The following is an 11,957-nucleotide window of genomic DNA, read 5'->3' on the forward strand; positions in this document are numbered from 1 at the left end:
CCAAGCCACCCACCCGGAAGGGGCACCGTGACCGCCACCGGCGACCACTCGTTCCAGGAGCTGCGCCCCGTACAGGCACTGCGCACCCCGTCCTTCGAGCTCAAGGACGTCAGGGGACACGGGGACCTCGTCGACGACCACGACCGCCGGCTGGCGGAGCTGGCCCGGGAGGCGGAGAAGGCCCGGCCGTCCGGCACCCCGCAGCTGCTGGCGGTCCCCGTGTCCACCCTCACCGAGATCACGCTGCACCTCGGCGACGAGGGCGAGGACCTGCTGGAGGACGCCCGCGCGAACGTCGGCAACGGCGACTACCCGACCGCTCTGGAGCTGCTCCAGGAGTATCTGGACCTCGCCCCGGAACACCAGGAGGCCCGCTATCTGCGGGCGTTCTGCCTGTTCCACCTGGACGGGGACAAGCGGGTGCAGGCCCTGCGCATCCTGCGCCCGCTGCGGGACGAACCGCTCCCGGACGACCTGCGCGAGCGGGTACGGGAGCTGCGCGGGGAACTGCGCCGGCTGCTGACCCCGGCGGAGATCACCGCGTACGCCGGGGCCGCCGACTCCGACCCCGAGGGCGCCCTGGAACGGGTCGCGGCGTTCCTGGAGCTGGCCCCGGAGGAGGGCACCCTGTCCTACCTGCTCGCCCTGGGCCAGGCCCGCGCCGGGCAGCTGGAGGAGGCGCTGGACACCGCCGAGCGGGGCGCCGAGGAGGCGGACACCGACCGGGAGCGGGTCGCGGCCTACGCCCGCAGGCTGAAGCTCGCCCTGCTGCACCCGCACGCCGCGCCGGCCCTGTCCGCGTTCCGGACCGGTGAACTGCGCCGGGCCCGCGAGGAGCTGGCCGCGATGGACCCCCACTGGCGCCGCACCCGTGTCCTCGACGACTTCGACGACCACCTCCGCCATCTGCTCCAGGGCACCCTCCCGTCCCGGGGCTCGGACCTGCCCGAGGAGCGTGCCGAGGATCTCTACACGCTGGTCGCGGAGTCCGACGCGCAGCAGGCCGCCGCGCTGATGGGGATGGGGCGGCTGGAGGAGGCGGAGCGGTTCATGGCGCACCTGCTCTCCCTCGTCCCGGGCTTCCGCTGGCTCAACTTCCTGTACGCCGCCTGCCTTCTGCGCCTCGGCCAGGATCCTGACCGGGCTGTCGACTGCGCCGAGACCGCCCTGCGCGACCCCACCATCACACAGGCCCCGGAACTACTGGAGGCGGTCCGCGACTGGCAGGAGGCCGTGGCCGTCAACCCCGTGATCGATGCCTACGTGAACACCATGGAGTCGGTGCGCGACGGGGTGTCGGCCGCCGATCTGGACACCCTGCGGGCCCGCCTGAACGGCCTTCGCCTGAGGATCCCCGAGCTGCGCGGCACGGTCCGGTCCGAGGTCGGCAAGCAGGTCGTGCGGCAGCTCGACGAGGCGGTCGCGGCCCGGCTCGCGGAGCTCGAGCAGGTCGAGCGGTCGATGGCCGTCTCCGCTCTCGTGCAGAGCTTCAACGAGCTGCCGAACCGGGTGGGCCGGACCGACCGTCACCGGATGCGCGCCGAACTCGGCGCGATCCTCCAGGACGCGCGGCGGCTGCGCCGCGAGAGCGGCCTGCCCCCGGAGGCCCGGCACACTCTCGACCAGATGATCGAGCTGATCTCGAGGACCTTGGCATGACGACGGACCGCGCCACCGACCAGTGGGATGTGTTCATCAGCTACGCCCGCGAGGACTACATCCAGGCCAAGGATCTGCACGACGCGCTGCTGGAATGCGTGACGGCCGACGGCCGGGCCCCGCGCGTCTACCTCGACGTGTCCCGCACCGGCACTCCCGTGGGCGCGGACTGGCAGAACTTCCTCGAGGACGCGCTGGAGAACACCCGCCATGTCGTGGCCCTGTACTCGCCGACGTACTTCGACAAGGACGTCTGCCAGTGGGAGCTCCACGAGGCGTACAAGCTGCGGCTGACGAGGAACGTCGGGCTGGTCCCGCTGCTGATCGACCCGGGCGCCGCCAAGAAGGTGCCGTACGGGCTGAACCGGATCAACTGGATCCCGACGGCACGGCCGCGCTGGATCGACGAGGTCCGTGAGGCGCTGGGCCTGAGCACCGCCGTCGCCCGGCCCGAGCTGCGCTTCACCACCCCGGCCGGGGACGCGGTCGCCGGTCACACCCTGCCGCCGCTGACGGTGACGGCCGCCTCGGCGGGCGCCACGGCCGCCCAGGGCACGGTCACCCTGGCCGCCCAGCCGCCCGGCACCGGACTCACCGGGACGCTCACCGTGCCCCTCACCGGCGGCGAGGCCGTCTTCGGCGACCTCGCCTTCCCGGCCGCGGCGGCGGAGGACGTACGGCTCGTCGCGACGGCGCCCGGCTGCACACCGGCCACGTCGGCGCCCTTCCAGGTACGGGCACCGCGGGAGCAGCCGTCCTGGGACACGGCGGACCGGCCGGTGCTCCCGGTGCGGGGCCGCCCGGTGTTCTTCCCCGACGGACGCACGCTGGCCGTCCTGGACGGGCGGCGGCTGTCGGTGCACACCTGGACCGGATCGTCGTACGAGAGCGGCGGCACCGCCGAGTTGCGGGACCGGCCCCGGCTGTGGGCGCGCGGGCGGGACTGCCTGGCCGTGGCCGACTGGTCGGGGCGGGTGGTGCTGGCGTCGTCGGAGGGGTGGACGCGGGTCCGGGACATCCCCCCCGCGGAGGGGGCACGGCTGAACGTACCCGGGGCCCTGGCCTTCGACGGGGGCACTCTGTACGTCGGCATGTGGTCGGGGTCCGTGTGGTCCTTCGACGCTCCGGAGCAGGCGCTGCACCATCACGCCGGTGTGCAGGTGCTGGCGGCCGACGGCGAGCGGCTGCTGGTCGGCGGCCTCGACGGGCGGCTCACCGAGTACACGGCGGGCCGGGCCGGGGCGGAGCACACCCTGGAGTCCGTGCTGCTCGGTATCGCACGGGTGGGGGACTTCGCCCTGGTCGTCGGCGAACAACGCGTCCACCGACTCGACCTGACGCGACACCAGCTCCTGCAGGTGACACAGCCGGTGACCGGGATCACCGGAACACTGCCCGGCGGCGGGCTGACCGCGATCGTGGACGCCAAGGGCCAGGGAGTCTGCTTCGACGTGGAGTTGGCGGTGCGCGTCGGCTTCCACACCGTCCCGGGCGCCGGATTGGCGGGCTCCGCGCTGGACGGCCGGCTGCTGGTGGTGGAGCATCCCGACGGCTCCCACGCCCTGGTCCGCGACGGCCGTACCACCTACGTCCGCCCCCACCCCCTGGCGGTGTCCCCGGACGGCGACCGGGCCGCGGTGTCGGACGGCCGGCGTCTGCTGATCCTGCCGGTGGCCGAACTGGGCGCGGAGAGGGGTCCGGCATGACCGCACGCGGGAGGCTGGAGACCCGGCCGGACGTGCTGTGGCGCAACGCCGCGCACTGGTGGTCCGAGATCGAGCAGGGCAGGCCCGTCACCCAGGGCCAATTGGACGCGGTCGTCGAGGCGAGCTTCCGGATCGGCGTTCACCCCGCCACGGACCCGGTGACCGCGCTGACGCTGCTGGCCCGCGCCCACCGTCTGGACGGCACCAATCCCAAGCACCCGTACCACGTGGGGCTGCTCTACCTCCGCCACGGACTCCCCGGGCCCGCTGTCCGCTGGCTGACGGCCGCCGCCACCCTCTCCCCCGTCAACCACCGTGTCTGGGCCCATCTCGGCATCGCCCACCGGGGCCTGGACGAGGAGCGGTCGGGCACGCCCGGCTACACCGACGAGCACCGGGTGCGCGCCGACGGGATCGCGGACACGATCCGCGAGGGCCGTGACGACTTCGGCGGCCTCGGCGACCCGGAGGACGGGCCGCCCGCGCTGCCGCTGCTGCGGCCCGGGGAGTGCCGCTGGAGCGGTGTCCACGACATGACGGCCGACAGCCGGCTGCGCGGCCGTACGGCCGAGCGGACCAGGGACGCGCTGCACGCCGAGCTGGAGGCCGTGTGCGAGCTGGCGGGCCGGCGCCGGGGCGGGACGGCCGCGTTCACCGTCCTCGCCGTGCAGTGGATGGTGTACGGCTATCCGCCCGCGGCCGTACGCCGCCTCGCGAAGCGGCTGCCGCCCGGTGACGGCCCCGCGATCCGTGTGCTCCATCTGGTCTGCGAGCTCTTCGAGACGGAGCGCGCCGAGCTCCCGGCCCGGCTCGCGGACTGTGTCGCGGAGCGCTCCCTCCCGGACGTCCTGATCGCGTTGATCCACCGGCAGCGGCTGCTGTGGCGTCCGCTGCGCTTCCCCGACCTCGGCGCGCACGCGGCGGCCAGGGCGTTCACCGACGGCGAGCCGGAGCGGCACGAGAAGGCGCTTGCCGCGGCCTGGCGTGCGCTGGGCGCGGACCCCCCGGAGCCCATGGCGGACGCGCAACGGCAGGCCGGTCCCGAGGAGAGCGGGGCGGCGGGTCCCGACGAGCGGCTGGTCTGGTTCACGGACCTCGCGGGCGCGCTGAAGGACCTGCGCGAGGACACCCGGGCCCACGCGAAAGACCTGGCCGGGGCGGCGGTCGCCGACGGGCCCGCCTACGCGCGGGTCTGCGGGGACCACGGAGTCCTGACCGGCCTGGTGGACCGCCTGGAGACCGTACGGCTGTCCTGGCTGGAGGAGCTGGGCCGCTTCAAGGGGGCCGAACCGGCGGGCCTGGTCATGCCCTTCGACGAGTTCCAGGCCCGGCTGGAGGCGTGCGAGGCGGAGTTCCAGGAGCCGCTGGGCAGTGTGCGCAACATCCTCGCCAAGCGGGTGGGCCGCAGACTCGCCCAGCACCGCGACGAGTTCGCGGGCCTCGATCCGTCCCCCTCGCCGACGGCACTCGCCCTCGACGCGCGCCTGACCGAGCTGGCGGGCCGTACCCCGGCGGCCGTCCCGTCGGGCACCCCCTCGGCGGCCGGAGCCGACGAGCGGCTCGCGGAGTTCGAGGAGGCGGCGGCCCGGCTGACCGGGCTACTGGACGCGGCGGTCCGTCATGCGAAGGGCCTGCAGAAGGAGGCGGTCGAGGGGCAGGCCGGCTTCGCCCGGGTCCTGGGCGACCACGGCACTCTGGTGGCCCTGGCCGACCGCTGGGAGCGCCTGCGGCTGGCCCGTCTGGAGGACCTGCGGCTCTTCAAGGCGGCCGAACCGGCCGGGCTCGTCATGCCGTTCGAGGAGTTCCAGAAGCGGCTGGAGGACTGCGAGACGGGGCTTCAGCAGTCGCCCGGAAGTCTGCGGAACATCCTCACCAAGCGGGTCGGAAAGAAACTGGCGTCGGCACAGGGCACGTTCGGGCCGGTGGAGCCCGCGCCCTCCGAGGCGGTGCGGGCGCTGGAGGCCCGGCTGACCGAGCTGGAGGCGCCGGCCGAGGAGGCTCCGGACTCCGAAGCCCCGGCGCCCGCGAAGGCCCCCACCGCTCCTCCCCCGCCGCCGGAGAACGCCGGCCCCCGCGAACGGGTCGCGCACGCCCTCGCCACGGCCGAGGAGCGCCTGCGCGCCAACTTCACCGAGGCCTGGGCGACGCTGGACGCGTATCCGCCCGAGCTGCGGCGCCGGGAGGCGGTCACCCTGCTGCGCTCCTATGTCGGCGGCCGGCAGGCCGAGGCCGAACTGCGGCTGGGGCGCACGACCGAGGCACGACGGCACTGGAACACCATGCTCGCCGACGACCCCGTCGACCCGGCCGTCCTGCGCAACCTCGCGGTGGCCCACACCTCGGCGGGCGATCTGGCGCATGCCGCCCAGGCCTGGCGCCAGTACCTCGAAGCGCTCTATCTGCGGGCCCTGCTGCACGGGGACGTCCGCCACGGCGCCGCGGAACGGGCCGATGCGCACCGGGTCCTGGCCGGTTCCTTCGGCACCGCCCCGCTGATCCAGGGCATGACGCCGGACAGCGAACTGGAGGAGGACCCCCGGCTGATCCCGCCCGTCCTGGCCGGCCGGGGCAAGGTCGGGACGGCCACTGCGCATCTGCGCCTGGAGGAGCTGAACCACGTCCTCACCCACCGCAGCCCCACGCTGCTGCTCGGCGTCGGCCGCTCCGTGGGGGCGGCGGACCTCGCGGCCGCCCGGGACCGCCGTACGGCCGCTGTCGCCGCGGCCGTGGCGGCGCTCCCGGACCGGGTACGCGCTCCCTTCGAGCGGCTGTGCGTGGCACTGTTCGAGGAGGCGTACGACGAGGCCTCCCGGGCCACGGGACGTACCCGCAGGCCCGGGGACGAGGCCGAGGAGCAGGCGCACACGGAGTGGGCGCGGCGCCGGGTGCTGTGGAAGCTGGCGATCAACAAGGCCGTCGTGCACGACGCGGAGGCCGAGTGGGCGCTGACCGAATACTCCGGTGACGTGATCGGAAACCTGCGTCTCATCGACGCGCTGGCCCTGGACCCGGCGGACGAGAGCGTGCTGACCGGTGTCCGGCAGCTGGGGTACGCGGGCGACCCGGTGGCGTTCGTGGAGCAGAACAACAAGCTCACCGAACTCGCCTGCGAGCGTGCGCTGAGCCGCGTCTTCCAGGCCGTCGAGGAGGCCGCGTCGCGTTCCTCGTCCGATCTCTTCGCCGACCGGTTCCGGCGCATCGGCCGGTCCTGGGGCCGCAACCCGGTGCCCGACCGCTACGTCGACCTCCTGGACGACCCGCAGGGGCTGTACTTCCCCTCCGTCAGGTCGGCGTTCGACATCCTGAACAGGTCCGGTGCCCCGGCCGACGAGCGGGAGCGGGACGTCGTGACGGCCGCCGTGACGGCGCTGCGGCGCTGGGTGACACGGCTGCCCGGCGCCACCGGTCCCGCCGTCGTGCTGGCCCGGCTCCTGAGCAGCCTCGACCGGCACGACGAGGTCGAGGAGGTGCTGTCCAGGGCGCGGGACGAGGCGTTCGGCGAACGCGGTCGGCAGAAGCTCGCGATGTCGTTCATCCGCCTCGACATCGACCGCGGACGGCACGGCCAGGCCGTGCGGAGCGTCCGCGCGCTGCTGGCGGACGACCCGGACGACGAGCGGCTGCGCGCCCTGCTGATCGACGCGTACATCCGCTGGACCAACTCCGGCAAGGACCTGCCGGCGGCGCGGACCGTGGCCGAGGACCTCGGCCGCTGGACGGACGACGAGACCGTCGCGCTGCGCCGGAGGCTGGTCGTGAGCACGACGGTGAGCGCGCACGCGTCCCGCTCCGAACGGGACGGCTTCGGCCCGCTCGTCGCCGACCTGCGGCAGCTGTGCACCGAGGACCCCGACAACTCCGAGGCCCGCTACCAGCTGGTCAACGCCCTGTACCGGCACGCCTGGGAGCTGCGCAAGCAACTCCAGGGCGCCTCCGGCAACCGGCGCCGGACCCTGCGCGCGGAGTTCGAGAAGGTCATGGCGGAGTGCGCGGACGAGGCACGGGACGTCCTCGACAGCACCGGCCTGGACGAGGCGCAACGGACCGCGCTGTCGGAGATCCTGCGCACCGTGCGCCCGGGGTGACGGTCGGGACGACCGGTCCCTCACACGGCCCCCGGAGTCACCATCCCCGACTCGTAGGCCACGATGACCAGTTGCGCCCGGTCCCGAGCCCCCAGCTTCCCCATGATCCGGCTGACGTGGGTCGTCGCGGTGAGCTGGGCGCTGTCGACCCCCAGGGGTGGCCCGGAGCGTGGACTACTCCTCGGGGAGTATCAGGACGGCGTCCGGGCCGCCGCCAGCAGCCTCGTCACGTCGTCCGCGCAGATCGTCAGGGCCGTACCCACGGTGGCGAGGACGTCCCGCTCCGCCGGGGTGTACGGGCCGTCCGCGAGGGCGATGCGGGCCGCCTGGAGGAGGACCGACTCGCGGCCCGCCGGGGCGAGGTGGGGGGCGAGCGGGTCGAGGGCCTCGTGGAGCTCTATGGCGAGGCCGGCTCCGCAGGGGCGGTCGTAGACCCGGCCGGTGTCCTCGGCGAGGGCCTCGACCAGAGCCTCCAGCTGGTCCTCCGTGCAGTCGTCGAAGCCCGCCGCGCGGACCGTGGCGGCCGCGGTCTCCAGGGCGGTGCGCGAACAGGTGCCGCCCGCGGCCAGGACCGCGAGCGCGACCGTGTGGACGGCGTCGCGGAGCATCCCCGAGAAACGGGTCGTGGTCGGGTGGTCGAGGACGTCCGTGCCGAAGTGGCGTCGGCAGGCCGCGCATTCCACCACCGGGCCGGTGTCGCCGCGCGGCAGGACCGGGACGCCGAGCAGGGTGAAGCGGCGACGGCCGGTCAGGCGCTGGAAGTTGCGGTCGCCACCGCACCCGGGGCAGAAAAACTCGCCGTCGCCGACGGTCGTCCACGCGGTACGGGTGCCCAGGAGGCGCGCAGGCCTGACAGCACGGTCGTTTCGTCCCGGTCCTGGGAGCACGTCGCACCTCCGTAACGCCGCGGCAACATCGCCGCGCTTGCGTGATGTTAGCCACATCAGCGAGGCGGAGTCAGCACCCCTGACGAGACCTACCCGTGACCTCCACGCGCCGATGGCCGATAAACGACGGGGCCTTGATCGCCGTATACAGCGACCAAGGCCCCGAAACCACCGGTCAGAGGGATTATCGAGCGGCTCGGTTGACGGCCGAGACGACCGCCTTCAGCGACGCACGCGTCGTGTTCGCGTCGATCCCGATTCCCCACAGAACCTTGCCGTCGATCGCGCATTCGATGTACGAGGCGGCCTGCGCGGAGGCGCCCTCGCTCATCGTGTGCTCCTGGTAGTCCAGCAGCCGGGCGTCGATGCCGACCTTGGCCAGCGCGTCGAAGAAGGCCGAGATCGGGCCGTTGCCGCTACCGGTCAGGACGGTGTCGACGCCGTCGACCGTGGCCTCCACCTTCAGCGTGTCCACGCCGTCGGTGTCCGTGGTCGACTGGCCGTTCTTGACCTGGATACGGCCCCACGGGTTCTCGGGGTTCGGCAGGTACTCGTCCTGGAAGACCGCCCAGATGTCGGAGCCCTTGACCTCGCCGCCCTCGGCGTCCGTCTTGGCCTGGATGAGCTTGGAGAACTCGATCTGCATCCGGCGGGGCAGGTCCAGCTTGTGGTCGTTCTTCAGGACGTAGGCGATCCCGCCCTTGCCGGACTGCGAGTTGACCCGGATGACGGCCTCGTAGGAGCGGCCGACGTCCTTGGGGTCGATCGGCAGGTACGGGACCGCCCACTCGATGTCGTCGACGGTGACGCCCTTCGCGGCCGCGTCGGCCTCCATGGCGTCGAAGCCCTTCTTGATGGCGTCCTGGTGGGAGCCGGAGAAGGACGTGTAGACCAGGTCGCCCACGTACGGGTGGCGCGGGTGGACCTCCATCTGGTTGCAGTACTCCCACGTACGACGGATCTCGTCGATGTCGGAGAAGTCGATCTGCGGGTCGACGCCCTGCGAGAACAGGTTCATGCCCAGGGTGACCAGGTCGACGTTGCCGGTGCGCTCGCCCTGTCCGAACAGACAGCCCTCGACGCGGTCGGCGCCGGCCATCAGGGCCAGCTCGGCGGCGGCGACGGCGGTACCGCGGTCGTTGTGCGGGTGGATCGAGATGCACACGTACTCGCGGCGGGAGAGGTTGCGGTGCATCCACTCGAAGCGGTCGGCGTGCGTCGAGGGGGTCGAACGCTCCACCGTGGCAGGCAGGTTGAGGATGATCTCGCGGCCCGGACCGGGCTGGTAGACGTCCATCACCGCCTCGCAGACCTCCAGCGCGAAGTCCAGCTCGGTGTCGGTGAAGATCTCCGGCGAGTACTGGTAGCCGAACTCCGTCTCCGGGCCCAGCAGCTTCTCGGCGTACTCCATCACCAGGCGCGTGCCGTCGACGGCGATCTGCTTGATGTCGTCCTTCGAGCCCCGGAAGACGACCCGGCGGAAGACCGGCGCGGTGGCGTTGTACAGGTGGACGGTCGCGCGCTTGGCGCCCTTCAGGGACTCCACGGTCCGCTCGATCAGGTCCTCGCGGGCCTGGGTCAGTACGGAGATCGTGACGTCGTCCGGGATCGCCCCCGGCTCCTCGACGATCGACCGTACGAAATCGAAGTCCGTCTGGCCCGACGCCGGGAAGCCGACCTCGATCTCCTTGTAGCCCATCTTGACCAGCTGGTCGAACATCCGGCGCTTGCGCTCGGGCGACATCGGGTCGATCAGGGCCTGGTTGCCGTCACGCAGGTCGGTGGAGAGCCAGCGGGGGGCGACGGTGATCCGCTTGTTCGGCCAGGTGCGGTCCGGGATGTCGACCTGCTCGTACTGGCCGTACTTGTGGATCGGCATGGTGCTGGGCTGCTGGCGGTTCGCCATGATTGCGGGGCTCCTAGGGATGTCCGGAAAGGACGGCCGACACGCAACGCGAAGCTCCGCGGGGAGGGAGTCGACCTGGACTACAGGCCCTCGCCGCGGCAGCTAAGAAGAAGCAGCCCGAAACGCATGATGCGAAGCATGCTAGCCGAGCCGGTTCCGGTGCGGGGCGCCGTATCAGTATGCGGGACCCGCAAGATAAAAGGGACAAAAAGTGCGCCATACCACTTCGTCACGGAGCGTGCGCACTTCTGTCCGCATATTTCACCAATCATGGTTGCGACTAGTGACACGGTCATGACTCAGTGCAAAGGTGCCGGGCATGACGACAAACGGGGGCTTCGAGCCCGTCTTCTGCACGGTCGTACCACCACACGTCCTCGACAAGCTCGCCCGCAACGAGGACCCCGCACTCTCCGGCCCCGCCCGGCGCACCCTGGTCCGCGACAGCGAGCTGCGCGGCCGCCGCCGCGTCACCACCGAGTTCGGCCTCGCGGCCGCCCCGAAGGCGACGGCGCCGTCGGACCAGCCGCTGCGCACGATCTACGACGCCGGGCACGGCACCGACCTGCCGGGCACGAAGGTCCGCGCCGAGGGTGCCGACCCCGGCCAGGACGCCACCGTCAACCGCGCCTACGCCGGTCTCGGCGCCACCTTCGACCTCTACCTGCAGGCCTACGCCCGCCACTCCATCGACGGCGACGGTCTCCCGCTCGACGCGAGCGTCCACTTCGACGAGAACTACAACAACGCCTTCTGGAACGGCGAGCAGATGGTGTTCGGCGACGGCGACGGCGAGATCTTCCTCGACTTCACCATCCCGATCGACGTCATCGGCCACGAACTCACCCACGGCGTCACCCAGCACACGGCGAACCTCACCTACTACGGCCAGCCGGGCGCCCTCAACGAGTCGATGTCCGACGTGTTCGGCTCGCTCATCAAGCAGTACACGCTCGGCCAGACCGCCGCCGAGGCCGACTGGCTGATCGGCGCGGGCCTGCTCGCGCCCAGCGTCTCGGGCAAGGCCCTGCGCTCCATGAAGGAGCCGGGCAGCGCGTACGACGACGACGTCCTCGGCAAGGACCCGCAGCCGGCGACGATGGACGACTACGTCCGCACCGGCCGCGACAACGGCGGCGTGCACATCAACTCCGGCATCCCCAACCACGCGTTCTACCTGGTCGCCAGCGCTCTCGGCGGCCACGCCTGGGAGCGCGCGGGCCAGATCTGGTACGACGTCCTCACCGGCGGCGAGCTCTCCGACCGCGCCCTGTTCAACGACTTCGCGAAGCTCACCGTGAAGGCCGCGCGCGAGCGCTTCGGTGACGGCGGCGACGAACTCCAGGCCGTGTCGAAGGCCTGGGAGCAGGTCGGGGTGCGGATTCTGTGAGTCCGTACTAGACAGGGACCCATGCGTATTCAGGTGCGGCGCACGGGCGGGTTCGCGGGCATCGAGCGGCACAAGGAGGTCGACACCTCCGAGCGGCCCGATGCCCACGAATGGCAGGCCCTGGCCGAGAAGGCGGTCGCGGCCGGCCGGGGCACCCGGCCGATCGGGGTTCCGGACGGCTTCAGCTACGAGATCACCGTGGACGGCAGGACGGTCTACGCGGCCGATCCCCGGCTGACGGAGGAGCAGCGGAAGCTGATCTCGAAGGTACTCAAAGAGGGCGCGTAACTGCTTGTTCACGCCTGCCCGTTGACTTCCCTACCC

At 72.2% G+C, this 11,957-nt stretch carries 7 protein-coding genes; 5 read left to right on the forward strand and 2 right to left on the reverse strand.

What is annotated here, in order from left to right:
- The first annotated feature begins 27 nt into the window (after positions 1-27).
- From ABZT06_RS11705 to ABZT06_RS11715, 3 genes are read left to right on the forward strand one after another with little or no spacing between them, the layout of a single operon-like run.
- Positions 28-1,659: a tetratricopeptide repeat protein gene (locus ABZT06_RS11705; RefSeq protein WP_355738507.1), complete on the forward strand. Its 1,632-nt coding sequence runs from the start codon at positions 28-30 to the stop codon at positions 1,657-1,659.
- Positions 1,656-3,365, forward strand: a complete 1,710-nt coding sequence (locus ABZT06_RS11710; protein WP_355738510.1) for a toll/interleukin-1 receptor domain-containing protein — start codon at positions 1,656-1,658, stop codon at positions 3,363-3,365. The genes ABZT06_RS11705 and ABZT06_RS11710 overlap by 4 nt, the downstream gene beginning before the upstream one ends.
- Positions 3,362-7,450: a hypothetical protein gene (locus tag ABZT06_RS11715; protein ID WP_355738513.1), complete on the forward strand. Its 4,089-nt coding sequence runs from the start codon at positions 3,362-3,364 to the stop codon at positions 7,448-7,450. The genes ABZT06_RS11710 and ABZT06_RS11715 overlap by 4 nt, the downstream gene beginning before the upstream one ends.
- Before the next feature lie 191 nt (positions 7,451-7,641).
- Here ABZT06_RS11715 and ABZT06_RS11720 read toward each other — a convergent pair whose 3' ends face one another.
- Both ABZT06_RS11720 and leuA read right to left on the reverse strand, forming a co-directional pair.
- Entirely contained in the window at positions 7,642-8,337 is a 696-nt protein-coding gene (locus ABZT06_RS11720; RefSeq protein ID WP_355738516.1) for a TerB family tellurite resistance protein, read from the reverse strand.
- Positions 8,338-8,521: 184 nt separating this feature from the next.
- Positions 8,522-10,243: a 2-isopropylmalate synthase gene (leuA, locus tag ABZT06_RS11725; RefSeq protein WP_351993217.1), complete on the reverse strand. Its 1,722-nt coding sequence runs from the start codon at positions 10,241-10,243 to the stop codon at positions 8,522-8,524.
- Between the two features lie 319 nt (positions 10,244-10,562).
- Between leuA and ABZT06_RS11730 the strand changes: the two genes are divergently transcribed.
- Complete coding sequence (locus ABZT06_RS11730) at positions 10,563-11,633, forward strand: M4 family metallopeptidase (RefSeq protein ID WP_355738519.1); 1,071 nt, start codon at positions 10,563-10,565, stop codon at positions 11,631-11,633.
- A gap of 21 nt (positions 11,634-11,654) precedes the next feature.
- On the forward strand, positions 11,655-11,921 hold the full coding sequence (locus ABZT06_RS11735) for a protealysin inhibitor emfourin (protein WP_355738522.1): 267 nt from the start codon (positions 11,655-11,657) through the stop codon (positions 11,919-11,921).
- Positions 11,922-11,957: the final 36 nt, after the last annotated feature.

This window comes from Streptomyces sp. NPDC005483, assembly GCF_040606035.1.
Lineage (GTDB): Bacteria > Actinomycetota > Actinomycetes > Streptomycetales > Streptomycetaceae > Streptomyces.